General features: G+C 64.5%; 10 protein-coding genes. 5 read left to right on the top strand and 5 right to left on the bottom strand.

The genetic code is table 11. The features are described 5' to 3' along the window. Window positions 1–7: 7 nt before the first annotated feature. From CIW53_RS02240 to CIW53_RS02230, 4 genes are all read left to right on the top strand, one after another. Complete coding sequence (locus CIW53_RS02240; protein ID WP_149363066.1) at window positions 8–1,420, top strand: mannose-1-phosphate guanylyltransferase/mannose-6-phosphate isomerase; 1,413 nt, start codon at window positions 8–10, stop codon at window positions 1,418–1,420. 218 nt (window positions 1,421–1,638) lie between these two features. Further along, complete coding sequence (locus tag CIW53_RS18025; RefSeq protein ID WP_277949618.1) at window positions 1,639–1,773, top strand: hypothetical protein; 135 nt, start codon at window positions 1,639–1,641, stop codon at window positions 1,771–1,773. Then, entirely contained in the window at window positions 1,770–1,922 is a 153-nt protein-coding gene (locus tag CIW53_RS02235) for a hypothetical protein (RefSeq protein ID WP_197736602.1), read from the top strand. The genes CIW53_RS18025 and CIW53_RS02235 overlap by 4 nt, the downstream gene beginning before the upstream one ends. A 496-nt stretch (window positions 1,923–2,418) precedes the next feature. Next, complete coding sequence (locus tag CIW53_RS02230) at window positions 2,419–16,674, top strand: non-ribosomal peptide synthetase (protein ID WP_149363065.1); 14,256 nt, start codon at window positions 2,419–2,421, stop codon at window positions 16,672–16,674. 255 nt (window positions 16,675–16,929) lie between these two features. Here CIW53_RS02230 and glmS read toward each other — a convergent pair whose 3' ends face one another. The 5 genes from glmS to CIW53_RS02205 all read right to left on the bottom strand — a co-directional run bounded on the left by glmS (window position 16,930) and on the right by CIW53_RS02205 (window position 22,292). Further along, window positions 16,930–18,759: a glutamine--fructose-6-phosphate transaminase (isomerizing) gene (gene glmS / locus CIW53_RS02225; protein ID WP_149363064.1), complete on the bottom strand. Its 1,830-nt coding sequence runs from the start codon at window positions 18,757–18,759 to the stop codon at window positions 16,930–16,932. Between the two features lie 200 nt (window positions 18,760–18,959). Next, the gene (locus CIW53_RS02220; RefSeq protein WP_149363063.1) at window positions 18,960–20,330 is read right to left on the bottom strand and encodes a pyridoxal-phosphate dependent enzyme; all 1,371 of its coding nucleotides are present in this window, start codon (window positions 20,328–20,330) and stop codon (window positions 18,960–18,962) included. Between the two features lie 165 nt (window positions 20,331–20,495). Continuing rightward, a complete protein-coding gene (locus CIW53_RS02215; RefSeq protein ID WP_149363062.1) occupies window positions 20,496–20,723 on the bottom strand; it encodes a YdcH family protein in 228 nt (75 codons plus the stop codon). A gap of 352 nt (window positions 20,724–21,075) precedes the next feature. Continuing rightward, window positions 21,076–21,735: a hypothetical protein gene (locus CIW53_RS02210; protein WP_149363061.1), complete on the bottom strand. Its 660-nt coding sequence runs from the start codon at window positions 21,733–21,735 to the stop codon at window positions 21,076–21,078. Next, the gene (locus tag CIW53_RS02205; RefSeq protein ID WP_149363060.1) at window positions 21,732–22,292 is read right to left on the bottom strand and encodes a DUF4398 domain-containing protein; all 561 of its coding nucleotides are present in this window, start codon (window positions 22,290–22,292) and stop codon (window positions 21,732–21,734) included. The genes CIW53_RS02210 and CIW53_RS02205 overlap by 4 nt, the downstream gene beginning before the upstream one ends. An 85-nt stretch (window positions 22,293–22,377) precedes the next feature. Here CIW53_RS02205 and CIW53_RS02200 point away from each other — a divergent pair, with 85 nt between their 5' ends. Beyond that, window positions 22,378–23,487, top strand: coding sequence for a PilT/PilU family type 4a pilus ATPase (locus tag CIW53_RS02200; RefSeq protein WP_172969559.1), 1,110 nt, complete (start codon window positions 22,378–22,380; stop codon window positions 23,485–23,487). Window positions 23,488–23,519 lie beyond the last annotated feature (32 nt).

The following is a 23,519-nucleotide window of genomic DNA, read 5'->3' as shown; positions in this document are numbered from 1 at the left end:
TGTCGACATGTTGACCCCCCTCATTCTCAGCGGCGGCAGCGGCACCCGGCTGTGGCCGGTCTCGCGCAGGAATCTGCCCAAGCAGTTCCTCGCGCTGGCCGGCAAGGGCACCCTGTTCCAGCAGACGCTGGCGCGCACCGTGCAGTTGCCGCAAGTCGCCGCGCCGATCGTGGTGGCCAGCGAGGATCACCGTTTCCTTGCCGCCGACCAGTTGCTGGAAGCAGGCATCGACGACGCCACCATCGTGCTGGAACCGCTGGCTCGCAACACCGCGCCGGCGATCGCGCTCGGCGCGCTGCAGGCATTGCAACGCGATCCCGAAGCGATCCTGCTGGTGCTGCCGGCCGATCACCTGGTCGGCGATACCGCCGCGTTCGTGCAGGCCGTGGAACGGGCCCTGCCACTGGCCCGGAAGGATTGGCTGGTGACCTTCGGCATCCGCCCGGACCGCCCGGAAACCGGTTTCGGCTACATCCGCCGCGCCGAGGCCATCGACGACCATGGTTACCGGGTGGAGCAATTCGTCGAGAAACCCGACCTGGCCACTGCCGAGTCCTACCTCGCCGACGGCGGCTACGACTGGAACTCCGGCATGTTCCTGTTCAAGGCCGCGCGCTACCTGGAGGAACTGGCCGCACACGCGCCGGCGATGCTGGCGGCGGTGCGCGAGGCGCACGCGAAGGCATCCGTCGACCTCGACTTCGTGCGCATCGATCGGGACACGTTCGCGCCGGTGCCGGACGATTCGATCGACTACGCGGTGATGGAGAAAACCCGGCGCGCGGCGGTGATCCCGGTCAGCTGCGCGTGGAGCGACATCGGCTCGTGGTCTGCACTATGGCTGACCGGCGACAAGGACGCCGACGGCAACCTGCGCGAAGGCGACACCATGGCGGTGGACACGCGCAATTCGTTGCTGCGCTCGCACGAGCGTCATCTGTTGGCCACCGTCGGCGTCGACGACCTGATCGTGGTGACCACGCCGGATGCCACCCTGGTGGCGCACCGTGATGCCGCGCAGGACGTGAAAAAGATCGTGGAGCAACTGAAAGCCGCCGGTCGCAGCGAGCACTCGCTGCATCGCGTGGTGCACCGTCCGTGGGGCAACTACGATTCGCTGGAAGCGGGTGAGCGGTTCCAGGTCAAGCGTATCCAGGTCAAGCCCGGCGCCAGCCTGAGCCTGCAGAAGCACCACCATCGCGCGGAGCACTGGATCGTGGTCTCCGGCACCGCCGAGGTCACCTGCGACGACAAGGTGTTCCCGCTCGGCGAAAACCAGAGCACCTACATTCCGCTCGGCAGCAAGCACCGCCTGCGCAATCCGGGCAAGGTCATGCTGGAACTGATCGAGGTGCAGTCCGGCAGCTATCTGGGCGAAGACGACATCGTGCGTTACGACGACGTCTACGGTCGCGCCTGATTGCCCGAAGGCCGTAGCACGCTTAAAGGCGATGCCCTTGCGCCACGTGACGAAAAGTATCGCGACTGAAGTCGCTCCTACAGCAGCCGGCACGCCACGCGCTCCCCTGTGGGAGCGGCTTCAGCCGCGATGCTTTTGGGCCGCCCCGCCGGCGCGAACCGCTCGACGCAGCCGCGCTCGGTCATGAAGGTGATCTACATGGACCGCGAACGCACCGCATGAACGCCGGCGTCGTCAGCGGGCCGGCCATCATCGCCGACGGCGAAGGCGACGGCGGCTTCGCGCAAGAGACGATCGAGGTCGACCCGCCCGGCCCGGGCTTGCGCGCAACGGCGGCGATGCCTTGCACATGAGCTGGACCGATTACGTGCGCACGCACCGCCTGCACCTGGCCAGCCGGCGCCTGCTCGAATCGGAACAGAGCATCGCTGCCGTCGCCTACAGCCTGGGTTTTCCACTCCGTCGCATTTCGGCGAACTGTTCCATCGCCGCTTCGGCATGACGCCGATGGATTACCGCCGCGTCGGCTCGCCCGCCCAGCGCACCGATGATGCGACCTGGCAGGACTTCAAACCGGGTCCGCATAGCCGCAGGCCTCGATTGATAAACGCCGATGGATAATGAAGTCGATAAAGTCGAGTAAATGCACTTCCATTAAAAAAACAAACCAAAAAAGCAATGGCGAATCTCGACAAGATAATCTTTTCCTTTATTGGCCAGCAAGCGGCATGCAGCAACGACTGACTTATCCAGGCCGGCCCCATATCGACACATGATCTCCGCCAGCGATAACCGCAACGGGCCGCATCTCGTTACAGCGCGGCGCTCAAGTGACCGTGGCCAAAGCACTGCCTGGCACCACGCGGCATTGCTGCTCGTCACCGTGAAGCGAGTTGAAAAACACCATGAGGGAATCAGGTTGCAGAAGTGGCTGAACGCAAATTATCATTGCCGGTTTGCAAGGCCCACAATTCGATACTGCAGACAAGGAGCGACAATTGAGCATTGGAAATAGACAGGATAAATCGCTCCAGGAGCAGGCAGAATTCTGGAAAACCACTCTCTGGGATACGCCTGAACTCACCGCGATTCAGACCGACTATCCGCGCCAGGCAGTATTGGACCGCAAAGAAGGGATCGTGACCTTCGGTTTTGGCAAGGCCTTGAAAAGCGGTCTCGCAAAGCTGGAACGAGGCCACGAAATAGCGCAGCACATGACGCTTCTGGCAGCCTGGGCCGCCCTGCTCGCACGCCTGTCGAATCAGGACGATGTGGTTGTCGGGGTGTCGATGCCGGTTCCGGCTCGATCGGATGAAGCGGAAGCAGGCGAATCGCCTGTCGACGAGTTTGCAGTGAGACTCGACCTTTCGGGACAGCCGACCGTGGCCGAGCTTTTGGACCGCGCGAGGGCATGCGTGCTCGACGCGCGGAAGAATGGAGACATCCACTTCGATCAGGTCCTGGAGCTGACCGGCCTGACTCCAACCTCTTCGCATCATCCGCTGTTCCAGACGGCACTGGTGTCCGCACACGACGACGAAGCATTTCGCGGGCATCAACGCGCTCGCTGCGACCTCATCCTGTCGTTCCGCGAAGTCGATGGCGACATCACGGGCACGTTGTCCTACGCAGCAGCCCTGTTCAAGCGTGACACCGTGGAACGGATCGTCGAAAGCTACCGCCTTCTACTGGAAGGCATGGCGGCAGACGAGACGAAATGCATCATGCGGCTACCCATCATCTCGGATGTCGAACGCCGCCTCGTCACCGAAACGTGGAACGCGACGGACGCCTCCTTCCCGAGCGACCGCTGCATCCACGAACTGTTCGAAGAACAAGCCGCCCGGAATCCGGCGGCCGAGGCGGTGGTGCTCGGCGACAGCCGGCTGGGCTACGGCGAATTGAACGCCCGCGCCAATCGCCTCGCGCACCGACTGCGACTTCTCGGCGTGAAGCCGGACAGCCGTGTGGCCATTTGCGTGGAACGCGGCCCCGAGATGATGGCGGGGATTCTCGGCATCCTGAAGGCGGGAGGCTGCTACGTGCCGCTCGACCCCGACTACCCCGAGGATCGCCTGCGATTCATGCTCGAGGACAGCTCCTCGAAGGTGCTCCTGAAGAAAAGGGCGCGCACATGCGCCTGGGCACAGGGCGTCGCCGAACTCGACCTGGATGGCGATTTCGACGATCAGCCGAATACCAATCCGGGCCGTGTCGACGAGAACCCGGCCTCTGGCACGTTGGCCTATGTGATTTACACGTCAGGCTCCACCGGCACGCCAAAAGCCGTGATGGTGGAACACGGGAATATCTCGAACCTGCTTTTCGACTGGATGTCCCGATTCGAGGATTTCCGCCGGAACCGGTCCTTCCAGGCGTCGATGTGGACGAGCTTCAGCTTTGACGTGTCCGTATTCGAGATCTTCGCGACCCTCTCGACGGGCGGGACGTTGAACATCGTTCCCGATTCCATCAGGTCCGATCCTCCCGCGCTCCTGGATTGGTTCGTGCGCAAGAGGATCAATTTTGGTTATTTGCCGCCTTTCTTCGTGCGAAACCTGAGGGGCCTGCTGGAAAGCACGACCGCGGCGCTGTCTTTCAGGCATCTCCTGGTGGGCGTGGAGCCTCTTTTCGAAGCCGACCTGCACTGGCTTCAGAACGCCACGCCGGGGCTCACGATCGTCAATGGGTACGGACCCACGGAAACCACCGTGTTCTGCACCGCATACCAGGAGATCGCCGACCGGCATCGTCATGCGCCGATAGGCCGCCCCGTCGCGAACGCGCGGGTCTATGTTCTCGATGAATATCGCCAGCCCGTGCCGGTGGGCGTGCCGGGGGAACTCCACATCGGCGGGGCCGGTGTGGCACGGGGCTACCTCAACCGCCCCGACCTGACGCAGGAGCGCTTCGTCGCCGATCCGTTCAGCGCCGAGCCCGGGGCACGGATGTACAGGACCGGCGATCTCGGTCGCTGGCTGCCCGATGGCACCATCGAGTTCCTTGGACGCAACGATTTCCAGGTGAAGATACGCGGTTTCCGCATCGAGCCCGGCGAGATCGAGGCGAAGCTGTCGGAATATCCGGGGGTGACCGAGGCGGTCGTTCTCGCACGGGAAGACTCGCCGGGGAACACACGCCTGGTCGCGTACTGCGCCGGACCCGGGCACCTGGACGTCGCGGCGCTCCGCAGGCATCTCTCGCACCGCATGCCCGAGTACATGGTCCCCGCGGCTTTCGTGCGGCTGGACAGGCTGCCGCTGACGCCGAACGGCAAACTCGACAGCAGAAGCCTGCCCGCCCCGCGGCACGAGGACCTCGTCAGCCGCGAATTCGAGGCGCCGCAGAACGATGTCGAAGTGGCGATCGCAGCCATCTGGTCCGATCTGCTCAAGCTGGATCGGGTCGGGAGGAATGACCATTTCCTCGAACTGGGCGGAAATTCGCTGCTGACCATCCAGGTCATCTCGCGCCTGCGGGATGCGTTGAACGTGGACGTGCCGTTTCGGGCACTCTTCGTCGGCCCCACCCTCTCTGAATTCGCTGAGGTGGTGGCCAGAGCGGCTCCTTCGCGGCTCGCTCCGATCACCCGCAACGAGCGTGAAGAGTGTGAAGCCCCTTCCTTCGCGCAACAGCGCCTGTGGTTCCTGGCGCAGGTGAAAGGGGCGAGCGAGGCCTACCACATCCCTTGCGGATGGAAGGTGCGGGGCCGGCTCGATGCAACCGTCCTTCGACAGGCACTCGACCGCATCGTCGAGCGCCATGAAGCCCTGCGCACGACATTCGTCGTGGTCGACGGGAAACCGATGCAACGCGTTGGCGCTTTGCCGAAGGCGAACGCCGTGCATTTCATCGAGCAGGAGGCTGCCTCACCCGAGGAGGTCACGCGCCTGACGAACGACGAAGCGGCGCTTCCTTTCGATCTGGAACGAGGACCGCTGATCCGTGGTCGCTTGATACACGAGGGCCCGGATCGCCACACGCTGCTCGTCACGATGCACCACATCGTGTCCGATGGATGGTCCATGAGGGTGTTCATGCATGAGCTGAACACCCTCTACGCAGCCTTCCTGGAGGGCAGGAGCGACCCTCTGCCACCGTTGGATATCCAGTACGCGGACTACGCGGCCTGGCAAAGGCAATGGATGTCGGAAGGCCTCCTTCGCGCAAGGGGGGACTATTGGAAAAGCGCCCTGTCAGGCGCGCCGGAACTCCTCGCCCTGCCGTCGGACCATCCGCGCCCGGCCGAACAGAGCTTCGCGGGCGAAAAAATCGATTTCGTGATGGAGGCGTCCCAGGCGCGGGCGCTGAATGCGCTGAGCCTGCGGCAGGGTACGACCAGGTTCGTGACATTGCTCGCGGGCTGGGCCGCACTTCTCGCCCGCCTCTCCGGGCAGGAGGACATCGTCATCGGCACGCCGACGGCGAACCGTGGCCGCGCCGAAATCGAAGGGCTGATCGGGTTCTTCGTGAACACGCTGGCGCTGAGGGTGGATGTATCGAGCGCACCGACGGTCGCCGAGCTCATGCAACGGGTGAGGGACCGCGCGCTGGAGGCGCAGGAAAACCAGGACATTCCTTTCGAACAGGTGGTGGAGCTGGTGAATCCGGCGCGCAGTCGCGCCTACAGCCCGTTGTTCCAGGTGATGTTCGCGTGGGAAGACGACGACGGCCTGCGCCTTGAATTTCCCGGCGTGAGTGGAGCATCGCCGGCCAAGGCTGCTCATCGGACCGCGCAGTTCGACCTGATTCTCACCATGAGGGAAACCCCTGCAGGCATCGAAGGGGAACTGGAATACGCGACGGCCCTGTTCAAGCGGGAGACCGTGGAACGGATGATCGGGTACTACCAGGCGCTGCTTGCTGGCATGGCATCGGATCATGCCCAGCGGATCGCGGACATCCCGATTCTTTCCGAGGCCGAGCATCGCCTGCTGGTGCAGACCTGGAACACGACAGGCCGACCCGACGCGGGCGAGCTGTGCATCCATGAGTTGTTCGAGGCGCAGGTACTCAAGACGCCCGATGCCGTTGCCGTGGTGTACAAGGACCAAGCGCTCACCTACGCAGCCTTGAATGCGCGGGCCAATCGGCTGGCGCACCATCTGCGTGCACTCGGTGTGGGACCGGAAATTCGCGTGGCGATCTGTGCGGAGCGAAGCCTCGACATGGTGGTCGGCCCGCTGGCGGTACTGAAAGCCGGCGGGGCCTATGTTCCGTTGGATCCCGCGCTTCCCGGGGAACGTCTGCGCCACATGCTGGCCGACAGCGCGCCCGTCGTGTTGTTGACGCAGGGCAATGTGGCCGAAGGCCTTGTTCGAGACATGGCCGCGGGACTTTCCGTAGTGGATCTGTCCCTGCCCTTGGAAACCTGTCCCGATACGAACCTTGACCTGGTCGAGACAGGGCTGACCTCCCATGACCTGGCGTATGTGATCTACACGTCCGGTTCGACGGGCAAGCCCAAAGGCGTGATGGTCGAACATCGCAACCTCGTCGCCTCGACACGCGCCCGGCATGCCGCTTACGGGGAAGTCGGCCGTTTCCTGCTCCTGTCTCCCATTTACTTCGACAGTTCCGTTGCGGGAATTTTCGGGACGCTCACCCATGCAGGCACGCTGGTGGTGGCCGAGCAGGAGGCGATCCGCGATCCATCGCGACTGGGCGAGGTCCTCGCTCGCCAAAGGATCGACACGCTTCTGTGCGTTCCATCGCTGTACGCGAACTATCTGGAATTCTCGGCATCCGGGGATCGTGGCAAATGCCTGGCCAAGGTGATCGTCGCCGGCGAAACCTGTCCTCCCGCGCTCGTGGAGAAATCGGCCGCGCAAGAACCCCAGGCCACCTTGTTCAACGAGTACGGCCCTACCGAAGGTACGGTGTGGGCCACCATGCATCCCTGCACGGGGGACTTCAGCGGCAGGAGCGTGCCCATCGGCCAGCCGGTCGCCGGCGTACGGATATACATCCTGGATGCGCAGGACAGGCCGGTGCCGGTGGGCGTGGCCGGGCAAATCCATATCGGCGGCGCCGGCGTGGCACGGGGCTACCTCAACCGCCCTGACCTGACGGAGGAACGCTTCGTCGCCGATCCGTTCGGCACGGAAACCGGCGCGCGGATGTACAGGACCGGCGATCTCGGTCGGTGGCTGCCGGAAGGCACCATCGAGTTCCTGGGGCGCAACGATTTCCAGGTGAAAATACGCGGCTTCCGCATCGAACTCGGCGAAATCGAGACGGCGCTGCTGGCGCACCCGGCCGTTCGCGAAGCCGCGGTAATCGCGCGCGACGGCGGGACGGGCGAACAGCAGCTGGTGGCCTATGTGGTGGCAGGCGACGATTGCCAGGCCGAGGAGTTCAGGAGCCATCTCGCGAGCCGATTGCCCGAGTACATGGTACCGGTGGCCTATGTGCGGATGCAGGCGCTGCCGCTGACGCCGAACGGAAAGCTGGACAGGAGCGCACTGCGAGCTCCCGAAGCGGAAGCCTACGCCACGCGCGAGTACGAAGCCCCGCAAGGCGAGATCGAAACGACCGTCGCATCGATCTGGTCGTCGCTCCTCAAGGTGGAGCGGATCGGGCGACGCGACAGCTTCTTCGCCTTGGGCGGGCATTCGCTGCTGATCGTCCAGGTTGTCTCGCGCTTGCGTGCGGCATTGAACGTCGACATTCCGTTGAACGCGCTGTTCGCCTCGCCGACGCTCGCCGATTTCGCGTGCCTGGTGTCGGTCGCGGCCCCAGCCCAGCTTCCACCGGTGGAAAAGGCGGAGCGCCACGAACGGCTTCCGCCGTCGTTCGCCCAGCGCCGTCTGTGGTTCCTCGCCCAGATGGACGGCGCCAGCGCGGCTTACAACATTCCCTACGAATTGCGGTTGGGTGGACGGCTCGACAAGGCAGCGCTGCGGCGCGCCTTGGATCGGATCATCACGCGCCACGAAGCCTTGCGCACGACCTTCACCCTGCTCGATGGGGAGCCTGCCCAGCGCATCGAATCCGCCGAGGAGTACAGCTTCCCATTGCTTGAAGTGACGGCAGGCACCCCGGAAGACGTCGCCAGGCTGGCACAGGAACAAGAGGCCACCCCCTTCGACCTGGAACGCGGCCCGCTGGTCCGCGGACTGCTTGTGCGCGAGGCGGACGATCTCCATACGCTGCTGGTCACGATGCACCACATCGTGTCGGACGGCTGGTCGATGGGCCTGTTCACCGAGGAGTTGAGCGCGCTCTACAGCGCTTACGCAAAAGGCGAATCCGATCCGCTGCCGCCCCTGTCGGTGCAGTACGCCGACTACGCGATCTGGCAGGAGACGCATGTCTCGGGCCGTCTGCTGGAGGCACAGGCCGGCTATTGGAAAGCCACGCTGGCTGGCGCGCCGGAACTCCTCTCGCTTCCGACGGACCGCCCGAGGCCGCTGGAGCAAAGCTACGCCGGCGGCACGGTGCCTTTCATGCTGGACGAAGCATTGAGGAAAGGCCTGCAGCAACTGAGCGCGCGGCATGGAACGACCATGTTCATGACGCTTCTCGCCGGATGGGCGGTCCTGCTGTCGCGTTTCTCCGGGCAGGACGACATTGTCGTGGGCACGCCATCGGCAAACCGGGGACGCACCGAGATCGAGAGGCTCATCGGATTCTTCGTCAACACGCTGGCGCTGCGGCTGGATCTGTCGAACGAACCGACGGTTGCCGACCTGCTGGGACGGGTGAAGACGCGCACGCTGGAAGCTCAGGAAAACCAGGACATCCCCTTCGAGCAAGTCGTCGAGCTGGCGAACCCGACGCGCAGCCTCGCCTACAACCCGCTGTTCCAGGCGATGTTCGTCTGGGAGCAGGACGACAAGGGAGCACGTGAATTCTCGGGCCTGCACCCGGAGCCGCGCAGGCAGGCGGATTATCGGATTTCCAAATTCGACCTGACCTTGTCGGTGAAGGAATCCGAATCCGGGCTCGAGGCCGGCCTCGAGTATGCAACGGCCCTGTTCGAACGGACGACGATCGAGCGGATCGCCGGCTGCTATCGGACCTTGCTCGAAGGCATGGTCGCGGACGACCGACTGGACGTTTCCCGTCTTCCGATCCTTGCCGCGGACGAGCGCCGTTTGGTCGTGGACACCTGGAACGCGACGGACGCGCCCTACCATCGGGACCGGTGCATCCACGAATTCTTCGAGGAGCAGGCCAGACTGGTTCCGGCCGCCGTTGCCGTGGATTTCGGCCAGGCGTCGATGAGCTACGCCGAATTGAACGTCGCGGCCAACAGGGTGGCGCACCGGTTGCGCGCCCTCGGCGTGAAACCCGATGACCGGGTCGCGATCTGTGTCGACCGCGGGATCGAGATGGTCGTCGGGGTCCTCGGAGTCCTCAAGGCCGGCGGCGCTTACGTGCCGCTCGACCCGAACTATCCGGAAGAGCGCCTGAAGTACATCGTGGAAGACAGCGCGCCCGTCATGTTGCTGGCAAACGGGACATGTCCCGATATCGCCGGCAGCGTGCCGGTCGTGGATCTCGGTACGCCGCAGGAATACCCCGGGACGAATCCGTCGACCGCGGACGTCGGGCTCGCACCGACGCATCTCGCTTATGTGATCTACACGTCCGGCTCCACCGGGAAACCCAAGGGGGTGATGATCGAGCATCGGAGCGCCTGCAACCTGGTGGCAACCCAGAGCGCGAACTTCGGCGCGGGCGAGGGAAGCCGGGTACTGCAGTTCGCCTCTTTCAGTTTCGATGCCTGCGTCTTCGAGATGCTCCTGGCGTTCTGCAGCGGCGCGACACTGGTCATCCCTGCATCGAATGCTCCCCTGGCCGGGGAAACCCTGGTCCAGACCATCAACTCGGCCGGCATCACCCATACGCTGCTTCCTCCCGCCGTGCTGGCGGCCATCCCCATGGGGGAAAACCTGGATACTGTGCGGCTCCTCGTTTCGGGCGGCGACATCGTTACGGAAGACATCGCCCGGCGGTGGGCAGGTGGACGACGTCTGGTCAATGCGTACGGCCCGACCGAAATCACGGTGGCGGCTTCCCTGCACGACTGCCGATCCGACGCCCTCGGGGCGCCCCCCATCGGCCGTCCCATCCTGAATACCCGGATCTACATTCTCGACGCCCATCGCGAGCCGGTACCCATCGGCGTCGCCGGCGAGCTCTACATCGGCGGAGCGGGCGTGGCGCGCGGGTATCTGAATCGGCCCGAGCTGACCGCGGAGCGCTTCGTCGAAGACCCTTTCAGCGCGCAACCGCATGCCCGGATGTACAAGACGGGCGACCTGGGCCACTGGCGGCCCGACGGGACGATCGATTTCCTCGGGCGCAACGACTTCCAGGTGAAGATTCGTGGCTTCCGCATCGAGCTCGGCGAGATCGAGGCCCGGCTGCGGGAGTGCCCCGGGGTTCGAGAGGCGGCCGTTCTGGCTCGCGAGGACGCCCCCGGCGACAAGCGCCTGGTCGCGTACTACGTCGGTGCCGGGGAGCTGAAGGCCGAGACGCTCAGGGGCCATCTGTCCGAGCACCTGCCGGGCTACATGGTCCCCGCGGCCTTCGTCCGAATGGAGGCATTTCCACTCGGTCCGAACGGCAAGCTGGATCGCAGGGCCCTTCCCGCCCCCGAAGGGGATGCATACGCCTCGCGGGAGTACGAGGCTCCTCGCGGCGAATTCGAAACGACGCTTGCGGGCATCTGGTCGGAACTCCTGAACGTCGAGCGGATCGGAAGACACGATGGCTTCTTCGAGCTGGGGGGACATTCGCTGCTGACCATCAAGGTCATCTCGCGGTTGCGCGCGGAGCTCGACATCGACGTGCCGATCAGCGCCATCTTCGCCCAGCCGACGCTCGCGGCGTTCGCCCGCCTCGTGTCCGAGGCGGCACCTGCCCAGCTCCCCCCGGTAACGAAGGCGGATCGCGAGGAACTGCCGCCCACCTCCTTTGCCCAGCGCCGGCAATGGTTTCTGGCGCAGATGGACGGCGCGGCCACGGCGTACCACGTGCCTTACGGCTTGCGGCTTCGCGGGGCGCTGGATACGCAGGCGCTGCGTCGCGCGCTCGACCGCATCGTCGCGCGACACGAATCGCTCCGCACCACCTTCGTCCAGGTCGATGGAGAGCCTCGGCAGCGCATTGCGACCGCCGATGGGAGCCGGTTCCCGCTGGTGGAAAGAACGACGACGGACGCGCAAGAGACCGGACGCCTGGCGAATGCCGAAGTGAGTGCCCGTTTCGATCTCGAACACGGTCCCCTGATTCGCGGCCTGCTGATACGCGAGGCGGACGATCTCCACACCCTCCTGATCACCATGCATCACATCGTCTCGGACGGGTGGTCGATGGGCGTGTTCGTCGGCGAACTCGGGGAGCTCTACCGGGCGTATGCGAAGGGAGGGGAAGATCCACTGCCTCCATTGGACCTGCACTACGCCGACTATGCGATCTGGCAGAGGCGCTGGATATCGGGTGAGCTTCTCAAGAAGCAGGAGGCGTACTGGAAGGCCTCCCTGGTCGGCGCGCCGGAGGTTCTGAGGCTGCCGACCGACCATCCGCGGCCCCTTGAGCAGAGCTACGCCGGGGAAACCGTGCCGCTGGTGGTGGACGAACCGTTGACGAAGGCCCTGAAGGACATGGGGCACCGTCACGGGACGACCCTGTTCATGACGCTGCTGGCCGGTTGGGCAGCCCTGCTTTGCCGGCTCTCCGGACAGGAAGATCTCGTCGTGGGCACGCCGACGGCGAACCGCGGGCGTGCGGAGATCGACGGGCTCATCGGCTTCTTCGTGAATACCCTGGCGCTGCGAATGGACCTCTCGGGCGATCCGACAGTCGCCGCATTCCTGGAAAGAGTGAAAGCCGGCTCGCTGAGCGCACAGGAGAACCAGGACATACCCTTCGAGCAGGTGGTCGAACTGGTGAACCCGGTCCGGAGCCTCGCGCACAGTCCATTGTTCCAGGTGGCGTTTTCCTGGGAGAACGACGACACCCTGCGCCTGCAGCTTCCGGGGGTGGTTTCCGAGCCGTTGGACGGCACGAACTACAAGGTGGCCAAGTTCGACCTGTCGTTGTCCCTGCGGGAGTCGAACGGGAGACTCGAGGGCGCTCTGGAATACGCGACGGCGCTGTTCGAGCGCGAGACCGTCGAGCGAATGGCCGGCTATTACCTGGCGTTGCTGGAAGGGATGGTCGCAGACACTGCCCGGCCGCTCGGCTCGATTCCGATCCTTGCACAGGCCGAGAGGCGTCTCCTCACGCAGACGTGGAACGCCACGGAATCGCCGTATCCGAGCGACCGCTGCATACACGAACTCTTCGAGGATCAGGCGGCACGGACCCCGGAAGCGGCGGCGGTGCGTTTCAAAGGCAAGACCCTCAGCTACGCTGAGCTCAATCGGAAAGCGAATCGGCTTGCCCATCGATTGAGGTCGATGGGCCTTCAGCCCGACGACCGTGTGGCGATCTGCCTCGAACGCGGCCTCGAGATGCTGGTGGGGCTCATGGGAACGCTCAAGGCGGGCGGCGCCTATGTGGCGATGGATCCCACGTACCCGGAGGAACGGCTCAAGCACATACTCCTCGACAGCGCCCCGATCGCGCTGCTGACGCTGGGCGATCCACCCGAGGGCGTGGCCGAAGCGCTGGACGGCGCCATTCCCGTCCTGGACCTGGCCCAGGCCTTCGAGGACCAACCCGACACGAATCCGGCACTGGCCGGGCTCGGTTCCGGAAACCTCGCCTATGTGATCTACACGTCCGGATCCACGGGCACGCCCAAGGGCGTGATGGTCGAGCACCGTAGCGTGATGAACCTGATCGCCGACTGGTTGCGGCGGTTCGAGGATTTCGGGAAGGCCACGCCCTTCGATACATCGTTGTGGACAAGCTTCAGCTTCGACGTTTCGGTGTTCGAGCTGTTCATCCCGCTTTCCGTCGGGGCGACCGTGAATGTCGTACCCGACGAAATCAGGGGCGAGCCGACGCTCCTGTTCGACTGGTTCGCACAACACCGAATCGCCTTCGCCTACCTGCCGCCGTTCTTCGTTCGCCAGATGGACGAGCTGATGGCGAGCTCGGCGTCCGAGCTCCCCTTCGACTATCTGCTGGTCGGCGTGGAGCCGTTGCTGGAATCGCAACTGCATCGAATCCAGGCGTCCAGGCCGGGAACGGGAATACGGATCGTCAACGGCTACGGACCCACCGAGGCCACGGTGTTCTCCAGCTCGTACCAGGACATGAAGGACGTCCATCGCAATGCACCGATCGGGCGGCCCGTCAGCAACACGCAGACCTACATCCTGGATGCGCATCTCCAGCCGGTGCCGGTGGGAGTGGCGGGCGAACTCCACATAGCCGGCGCGGGCCTGGCACGCGGCTATGTGAACCGCCCCGAGTTGACCGCGGAACGGTTCGTGGAAGATCCGTTCTGCGCAAGGCCGGGTGCCCGGATGTACAAAACGGGCGATCTCGCACGCTGGATGCCGGACGGGAACATCGAGTTCCTCGGACGCAACGATCACCAGGTGAAGATCCGTGGATTCCGCATCGAACTCGGAGAGATCGAGACCCGGCTGACGGAGCACCCGGGGATTCGGGAAGCCGTCGTGATTGCGCGCGAGGACACGCCCGGGGACAAAACGCTCGTTGCGTATTACGTCGGGTCGCAGGACTTCAGCGCGGAATCGCTCAGGACCCATCTGTTCGCGCGCTTGCCGAAATACATGGTTCCGATGGCATTCGTCGGGATGGAAGCCCTGCCGTTACTGTCCAGTGGAAAGCTCGATCAACGCGCACTGCCCGCTCCCGACCTGGCGCCGATCCGCGCAGAATCGGATTTCGTGGCGCCGCGCAACGAGCACGAGATGCGTATCGCCGAAATATGGGCCGACGTTCTCGGTATCGCGGACATCGGCATCAACGACAACTTCTTCGACCTCGGAGGGGAATCCTTCAAGGCCTTCCGCGTTGTCGCCCGGATCGGCGGCATCGGCGTGACGGAGCTGTTCAAGTACCCGACCGTTCGGCAGCTCGCCGAAAGGGTCTCGGGAGGAAGAACGAAACAGGAAGGCCTGCTCCACGAACTCACCCGCCCCATACCCGCGGAAGAAAAGACACTCACGCTCATCTGCGTACCCTTCCCCGCCGGCGGGCCGATCTCGTATCAGGCTCTGGCCAGGGAGATGCCACGGGGCTGCACGGTGCTCGGCCTGGAGTTGCCCGGGCACGATTTCGGTCGACGCGAAGAGAAACCCCTGCCCATCGACGAGATCGCCCGGCGGTGCGCCGAGGAAATCCGTCGCGACGTGACCGGACCGATCGCGATCTACGGCCATTGCGCGGGTGGTGCATTGACGATCGCCATCGCGGCCGAGCTGGAGAAATCGGGCGTCGACATCTCGAGACTATTCATCGGCGGCCACTTCCCGACGCCCCACCTGCCCGGGAAAGTATTCGCGTTTTTCCGCAAGGTACTCCCGATCCACAAGTGGGCCTCCCAGCGTTCCGCCTTCGACATCCTCAAGTCCTTCGGCTTCTTCGACGAAGTCACCGACAACGAACAGCAGGATTTCGTGATGGCGAATTTCGTGCGCGAACACCAGGAAATCGAGGATTTCTACACCGAGCTGTACGGCGCTCCCTTCCAGAAACTCAAGACGCCCCTGACCAGCGTCATCGGGGAGATGGACCGCGCCACCGAGCTGTACCAGGAACGCTACCGCGAGTGGGAATACTTCAGCGATCGCGTCGATTTCGCGATCGTCCCGAAGGCCGGGCACTATTTCATCAAGCATCAGCCCGGCGATCTTGCGAAGATCATCGAGGATGGGGTTGCCTGCTCGCGCGACGAGCCCCTGGCGCTGCCTGCCGCAGATGAGCCGCAACCCCAGGAAGCGCCCGCCCGGACCGGGAAGGCGACCGCCAGACCGAGCCTGGCGACCTTCCTGACCGTCGCGATCGGCGAGATCATCTCGGTGGTCGGCAGCACCTTGACTTCGTTCGCGCTGGGGGTGTGGGTCTATCAGCAGACGGGACTCGTTTCGAGCTACGCCATGATGATGGTCTTCATCATCCTGCCGGCAATCGCGCTTGCCCCGGTGGCAGGAACGCTCGCCGACCGGATCGACAGGAAGAAGATCATGGTCGCAAGCAACTGCCTTGCCGGGTTTTCCACGGTATCCGCGGCGATCCTGATCCTGACCGGCAGCCTGGAGATCGGGCATGTCTATGTCCTGGCCGGGCTTACCGCCGTGGCGAACGCCTTCCGGCTGCCTGCCTATGCGTCCATGATCACCCAGATCGTGCCGAAGCGGTATTACGGCAGGGCCAACGGGTTCGTGCAGTTGGGTGCCGGCATGGGCACCTTCATCGGTCCTGCCTTGGCAGGGGCCCTGATCGGATTGATCGGCCTTCCCGGCATCGTGCTGATCGACTTCGTGACCTTCCTGATCGCCGTCTCGACGCTCCTGTCTGTCCACCTTCCCGACAGCCTGTTCGGGCGGCGCGAGGAACCCTTCTTCAAGGAAATGATCGGAGGCTGGCATTACATCATCAAGCGCCACAGCCTCGTCGCCATGATCGTGATGGTCACCATCGCAAACTACTTCGTTGGGCTCGTCGAATCCCTGATTACTCCGCTCGTGCTGGTTTCGGGCAGCCCGGAGTCATTGGGAATCGTCATGGCCTCGAATGGAGCCGGGATATTCGTCGGTAGCGTATTGATGAGTCTCTGGGGCGGCACCCAACGCCGAATCAACGGCATTCTGGCAAGCACCCTGCTCGCCGGGTTGTGCGTCGCATTCGCCGGAACCGATCCTGCCATGTCGATCCAGGCGACCGGGATGTTCGGCTTCGGCTTTGCCTTGGCGCTGGTCAACGCCCATTGGGTTTCCACCGTGCAGACGAAGGTCGGCCTCGAACTGCAGGGTCGCGTGATGGCCACCAACTTCATGCTGATGGAGGCAATGGTGCCGCTCGGCTATCTGAGCGCAGGCCCCCTGGCCGACCGGATCTTCGAGCCTTTGATGGCACGGGGAGGCGCATGGGCTCCGGTGCTTGGACGCATCATCGGAATGGGACCAGGGCGCGGTATCGGCCTGATCCTCGTGCTTTCGGGCGTCTTGGTGGCCTTGTGTGCCGTCGCCGCCTATCTGTATCGGCCGATCCGGTGCCTGGAGGACATCCTCCCCGATGCGCGAGCCGACGAGGTTATCGAGGCCGACAAGGACAAGATGCAGGAAAAGGCGGACCTGGCCTTGCATTCCTCCCAATGACCCCCGGGCAGTTCCGGCCGTGACGAGAAATCAGCGCGCTGCTGCCACCGGCAGCAGCGCGCTGATTGGCGCGGACCCTCCGGCCGATGCGCACCGCCGAAGGCCGGAGGTTGACGCCGGCGCAGGCGAGCGCCCACAGCGCGTCGCACGAGGCGGTGGCGGTCGGAGCCGGCGAGTAACGCGCGGCATGCCGACCGACCGTGTACGGAATTTTTGAAACCGGGATCCAGGCCGGCGCGCGGAAACGGCGCGTGCCTACTCCACCGTCACCGACTTGGCCAGGTTGCGTGGCTGGTCGACGTCGGTGCCGCGCAGCACGGCGACGTGATAGGCCAGCAGTTGCAGTGGCACGGTGAACACCGCCGGCGCGATGAACATCCCACCGGACTCCACCCGCAGCATCACGCCCTGGTCGGCCATGTCGTCCATCCCGGCGCTGTCGTCGGCGAACACGATCAGGCGGCCGCCGCGCGCGCGCACTTCCTGCAGGTTGGATTTGAGCTTGTCCAGCAGCGGGCCGTTCGGCGCCACCGCCACCACCGGCATGTTTTCGTCGACCAGGGCGAGCGGGCCGTGCTTCAGCTCGCCGGCCGGATACGCTTCGGCGTGGATGTACGAAATTTCCTTGAGCTTGAGCGCGCCCTCCAGCGCCACCGGATACTGCACGCCGCGGCCGAGGAACAACGCGTGCTGGCGATGGATGAACTCGCCGGCCAGGTCGACGATCGCCGGCTCGAGCTTCAGTGCCTCCTCGATCGCCCGCGGCAGGTGCTGCAATTCCTTGCACAACGCGGCATGGCGCTGCGCATCGAGTCCGTTGCGCTGCGCCAGTTCCAGCGTCAGCAGGGCGAGCGCCGCAAGCTGGGTGGTGAACGCCTTGGTCGAAGCCACGCCGATTTCCGGGCCGGCGCGCGTCATCAACTTCAAGTCCGCCTCGCGTACCAGCGACGACTCCGGCGAGTTGCAGATCACCAGCGTGCCGAGGTAGCCGCGCTGCCGCGACTCGCGCATGGCGGCCAGCGTGTCGGCGGTTTCGCCGGACTGCGAGATGGCGACAAACAATGTGTCTGCCGGCACCACGGCATCGCGGTAGCGGAATTCGCTGGCCACTTCCACGCTGACCGGCAGCCGCGCGTATTCCTCGATCCAGTATTTGGCGACCATCCCGGCGTGGTAGCTGGTGCCGCAGGCAATGATGTGCAGCCCGCGCGTGGCCCGCAGCAGGGCATCGCTGTCGGTGCCGAAAATGTTGGGCAGCACGCCGTGCGGGCCGAGGCGCGCTTCCAGCGTGTCGGCGACGGCGCGCGGCTGCTCGAAGATTTCCTTCTGCATGTAATGGCGGTATTCGCCGCGCTCGACCGCATCGGTGGATAGCTCGCTCTCGTGCACGGCGCGCTCGACCGGCATGCCGTCCAAGCCGAACACCTGCACGCTGTCGCGACTGATCTCGACCACATCGTCCTCGTCGAGATACAGCATCTTGTTGGTGACCTGGATCAGCGCCTGCGCGTCGGAGCCAAGGAAGTTCTCGCCGATGCCCAGACCGACCAGCAGTGGCGCGCCGCGGCGGGCTCCGACCACCAGGCCGGGCTCGTCGCTGCTGATCACGGCGATCGCATAGGCGCCCTCCAGCTCGCGCACGGTCGCCAGCACCGCTTCACGCAGGTGCATGCCCTGGCCGATGCGCCGATCGATCAGCGCCGCCATCACCTCGGTGTCGGTGTCGGAAGTGAATACGTGGCCACCCGCCTGCAGTTCCGCGCGCAACCGGACGTAGTTCTCGATGATGCCGTTGTGCACGATCGACACGCGACCGGCGATGTGCGGGTGTGCGTTGGCTTCGTTCGGCACGCCATGCGTGGCCCAGCGGGTGTGCGCGATGCCGGTGCCACCGGTCAACGGGGCGGCGAGGTACAGCGCCTCCATCTCGCGCACCTTGCCCTTGGCGCGCACGCGGTGGATCTCGCCACGGTCGAGCACGGCTACGCCGGATGAATCATAGCCACGGTATTCCAGTGCCTTGAGGCCGGCGATCAACAGTGGTGCGACGTCACGCTGGGCAACGGCAGCAACGATTCCACACATGGCAGAGCTTCCTTTGATGAAGACGGAGCGGCGGGCTCCGGCATGAGCGCCATTTTCGCGAGGCTGGATTGCAGCAGGCTTTCACTTGGGCTCGGCACTGCAATTCAACAAGCCCGCTCAGGAGAACGGGGCAAAAAGTCCCACCGGCCATTGATGACACGACACGAGCCGCGCCGCCGTGAAGATCGGATGATCTCTTCTCAGTTCACCTTGCGCCGCAAATAGTTCAGCAGGTCGATGCGGGTGATCAGGCCGAGGAAATCGTCCCCGTCCATCACGATGGCCACGTGGCCGCGTTCGAACACCGGCAGCAGCGACTCGATCGACGAACGCACATCGAGCTTCTGCAGGCTGGTGATCATGGCGCTCGATACCGAATCGCGGAACCGGGTTTCGTCGGCGTGCACGTGCAGCAGCACGTCGGACTCGTCGACGATGCCGACCAGCTTGCGGCCGTCCATCACCGGCAACTGCGATACGTCGTACAGCTTCATGCGGTTGTAGGCGGTGATCAGCAGTTCGTTCGGACCAACCACCACGGTATCGCGCTGGGCGAACGGGCGCAGCAGCAGGTCGCGCAGGTCGCCGTGCTGTTCGCGCTCGATGAAGCCGTTGTCGAGCATCCAGTAGTCGTTGTACAGCTTGGACAGGTACTTGTTGCCGGTGTCGCAGACCAGTGTCACCACGCGCTTCGGGCTGGTCTGCTCGCGGCAGTAGCGCAGCGCCGCGGCGACCAGGGTGCCGGTGGACGAGCCGCCCAGGATGCCTTCCTTCGCCAGCAGTTCGCGCGCGGTGAGGAAGCTCTCCTTGTCGGGGATCGCGTAGGCCTTCTTGACCCGGGTGAAGTCGCTGATCGAAGGCAGGAAGTCCTCGCCGATGCCTTCGACCATCCAGCTGGCCGACTTGGTCGAGAGGGTGCCTTCGTTGATGTACTGCGCAAGGATCGAGCCGACCGGATCGGCCAGGATGAGTTCCGTCTGCGGCGAGTGTTCGGCGAAGAATTTCGACAGGCCGCTCAACGTGCCGGACGAACCGCAGCCGACCACGATCGCGTCGACCTGACCGTCCATCTGTTCGAGGATCTCCGGTCCGGTGGTGGCGATGTGCGCGGCCGGATTGTCGGGGTTGCCGAACTGGTTGATGAAGTACGCGCCGGGCGTTTCGCGGGCGATCCGCTCGGCCATGTCCTGGTAGTACTCGGGATGGCCCTTGGCCACGTCGGAACGGGTCAGCACCACTTCGGCGCCCATCGCCTTGAGGTTGAAGATCTTCTCGCGGCTCATCTTGTCCGGCACCACCAGGATCAGCCGGTAGCCTTTCTGCTGCGCGACCAGGGCCAGGCCCAGGCCGGTGTTGCCGGCGGTCCCTTCGACCAGGATGTCGCCCGGGCGGATGCGGCCATCCTTCTCGGCGCCCTCGATCATCGACAGGCCGATGCGGTCCTTGATCGAGCCGCCGGGGTTGGCGCTTTCGAGCTTGAGGAACAGCCCGCACGGCCCGGTGTCGAGGCGCTGCGCGCGCACCATCGGGGTACGTCCGATCAGTTCGAGGACACTCTGGTGGACCGTCATGGGGCTTCCTGGCAAACGACGTCGGTCATGCCATGCAGGCAATCCGACAGGATCGCCATGATAACCGAGCCGCGTGGCCACCGGCCGCAAACGCCGCGGCCCCGGCAACCCTTCCGATGTGATCAGGAAGGGCCCCGGGGCCGCTCATTGCATGAAATCAGCAATTCAGTGGATGCGGTGCGCCCGATCCGCCCACATGCGTTCGAGTCGCGCCTTGGCCAGCAGTTTCTCCTTCTTCATGCTGGCGAGGGTGACATCGTCTATGGGCAGCACGCCGATATCGGCGTCGTGCACCTTGCTGTCGAGTTGCCTGTGATGCTGATAGAGCCGGCGAAATTCGGCGTCGCTCTTCATCAATGCCTCGACATCATCACGCTGCTGGTTTTCAAACATGATCCGACCTCCTCGCGAGTGGACTTGCGGGCACCGATGGGCGGATACCCGCAGACGTTTGAACTCATGCGCACACCCACGGCCCACACCGGAACATCGGGACGGGGACAGGAATGGAACGTGGAATGAGTGCATGGTTCAGGTCAGTGACCCGAGGGGCAGAGTTGCCTCCCGGGACTTCGACCCTACTCCCCCGATCAGGGCGGTGCAAGCCTGCCGTGGCTCGGCAGATCCCCGGTAAAAAACCTGTTAAAACAGCATTTTACAATTGTCCGCCGCGCCTGACCGCAAACCCGCCTGTGGCCATCGGGCGGCAGTGGCGACGCCTCACACATGGCGAACCGCCGCGGGTTCAAGGATGGCCCGAATGCTTCTTCACCGGCTTCTTTTTCGGTTCGGCCGGAGCGGTTGCCGCCGGGTTGTCACCCTGCATCTGCGAACGCATGGCCCTGGCCGCCTGCGCGGCCAGCGCAGCCTCACGCCGCGCCGCCCGGGCCACCTTGCTTTGCGCCGCTGCCAGCTTCTTCGCCTGCTCGGCTTCGGCCCGCGCCTGCTCGGCGGCTTGCGAATAGGCCTGGCCCTGCTGCTGCAGGCGCGCGGTCTCCTCTTGTGCCATCTGGTACTGCATGCGCTGGCGCTCCAGTTCGCGGCGCGCCGTCTCGGCATCGCGCCGGCTGTTCGCGAGCAGGATCTGATCGTGCTCGCGATCGAGCTGGTTCAACTTGACCTGGGCGTCCTGCAGCTGGGCGGCGGTCTTGGCCAGATCCACGCGACGCTCGGCCAGGTACAGGGCATGAGCCCGCTCGCGCGAGCCGGCTTGCGCCAACCGGTTGATCGCGTCGCGCGCGCGCGCCTGCTCGGCCAGTGCATAGCTGCCCATGCCCGGATCGTTGGCGAGCTGGTCGAGACTGCCGGTCAGGCGGTTGATGTCGATATCGTCCTGGCGGGCATGAGCGGCCCCGATGCCGGCCAGGGTCAGCCCGAGCGCGAGAATGAGCGAAAACCTTTTCATGGCTGGCCTCCCTGGGGTCCGGGTTGCTGATCGAATGCCGACGGCTGATGACCATCGCTGGGCACTGGCTGGAAACCCGCGCCCGACGGCGGGGGCGGAGTCGTCGAAGCAGGCGCGGGCATGTCTTGCGCGGCGGGCAACGGCTGGTCGCTGGATGCGCCCGGCGCGCCATCCTGGCGGCGCAGACTGTCGTTTTCCCGGATCTTGCTCTGTATCTGGGCACGCGCCGCACCCAGCTTGGCCTTGGCCACGGCCAGCTCGGCGTCGGCGCGGGATTCCTCGGACAAGTTCGCCGCGTCCGCATACTTGCGCTCGCCCATGGCCGCCTGCGCCTGCTGGAACTTGTCTTGCGCAAACCCCAGGTCGACCGGCGCATAATCGGCCGCGCCGGCATCGCGCGCCGCCTGCAGCTGTGCCTGGGCCAGATTCATCGAAGCATCGGGGGGCGGCACCGTGGCGCAGCCACCCAACACAAGAAGTACCAAAAACGTCAAGCCGGACAGTGTCCAGCCGATATGCTGGGAGCGCCCAGCCGGTGGGGAAAAGATGTGCACCATCACTCATTCCTCGCGGAGCGTCACCGCGTATTGTGGGCAGGCATAATCCATCATTGCAACGCGCATTAGAACAGGGGATTTTTTTGTGGACATCGGTTACTTCCTCAAGCTCATGGTAGACAAGGGCGCGTCGGACATGTTCCTCACGACGGGCGCACCGGTGAACATCAAGGTCGAGGGCAAGCTGTATCCGCTGGGGAATACCGGCCTGCCCGGCGGCATGGTCAAGAAGATCGCCTACTCGCTGATGGACGAGGGCCAGGTACCGCAGTTCGAGCGCAATCTCGAGCTGAACATGGCATTGGCGGTGAAGGAAGCAGGCCGGTTCCGCATCAACGTTTTCAAGCAGCGCGGCGAAGTGGGCATGGTGATCCGCGCGATCAAGAGCGAGATCCCCAGCATCGAGCAGTTGCAGCTGCCGAGCATTTTCCGCGAGCTGATCATGGAGCCGCGCGGACTCATCCTGGTGGTCGGTGCGACCGGCTCGGGCAAGTCGACCACGCTGGCGGCGATGATCGACCAGCGCAACTCGCACACGCCCGGCCACATCCTCACCATCGAGGATCCGATCGAATACCTGCACCGGCACAAGAAGTCGATCGTCAACCAGCGCGAGGTGGGGCTGGACACGCACAGCTATCACGAGGCCCTGAAGAACGCGATGCGCGAGGCGCCGGACGTGATCATGATCGGCGAGATCCGCGACACCGACACCATGGAGGCGGCGATCGCGTTCTCCGAAACCGGCCATCTGTGCCTGGCCACGCTGCACTCGAACAATGCCGACCAGACGCTGGAGCGCATCCTCAACTTCTTCCCCGAATCGGCGCACAAGAACGTGCTGATGAACCTGGCGCTGAACCTGCGCGCGGTGATCAGTCAGCGCCTCGTGATCGGCAAGGACGGCCGGCGCATCCCGGCTGCCGAAGTGCTGCTGAACACCCCGCTGATCCGCGACATGATCCGCCGCGGCCAGATCCACGAGATCAAGGAAGCCATGGATCGCAGCCTGCAGGAAGGCATGCAGACGTTCGACCAGTCGCTGTACCGCCTGTACAAGGACGGCCGCGTGGACCTGGAGGAAGCACTCAACAAGTCCGACTCGCGCGACGGCCTGGCGCTGAAGATCAGGCTGGCCGAAGGCGGTGCCAGCGAGGAACTGGCTGGCAACGATCCCTACGGGATGGGGTTTTGAGAGGGAGCGAGTGAAGATGAGTGAAGAGTGAG

It is taken from the genome of Rhodanobacter sp. T12-5 (genome assembly GCF_008329435.1).
Lineage (GTDB): Bacteria > Pseudomonadota > Gammaproteobacteria > Xanthomonadales > Rhodanobacteraceae > Rhodanobacter.
Note: the sequence above shows the minus strand (reverse complement) of the source record. Positions and strands in the feature narration are given on the sequence as shown.

Bases quoted from the DNA above. Each gene is read 5' to 3' on its own strand.
- CIW53_RS02240 (WP_149363066.1), top strand. From the start codon at position 8: ATGTTGACCCCCCTCATTCTCAGCGGCGGCAGCGGCACCCGGCTGTGG.
- CIW53_RS18025 (WP_277949618.1), top strand. From the start codon at position 1,639: ATGAACGCCGGCGTCGTCAGCGGGCCGGCCATCATCGCCGACGGCGAA.
- CIW53_RS02235 (WP_197736602.1), top strand. From the start codon at position 1,770: ATGAGCTGGACCGATTACGTGCGCACGCACCGCCTGCACCTGGCCAGC.
- glmS (WP_149363064.1), bottom strand. From the start codon at position 18,759: ATGTGTGGAATCGTTGCTGCCGTTGCCCAGCGTGACGTCGCACCACTG.
- CIW53_RS02220 (WP_149363063.1), bottom strand. From the start codon at position 20,330: ATGACGGTCCACCAGAGTGTCCTCGAACTGATCGGACGTACCCCGATG.
- CIW53_RS02215 (WP_149363062.1), bottom strand. From the start codon at position 20,723: ATGTTTGAAAACCAGCAGCGTGATGATGTCGAGGCATTGATGAAGAGC.
- CIW53_RS02210 (WP_149363061.1), bottom strand. From the start codon at position 21,735: ATGAAAAGGTTTTCGCTCATTCTCGCGCTCGGGCTGACCCTGGCCGGC.
- CIW53_RS02205 (WP_149363060.1), bottom strand. From the start codon at position 22,292: ATGGTGCACATCTTTTCCCCACCGGCTGGGCGCTCCCAGCATATCGGC.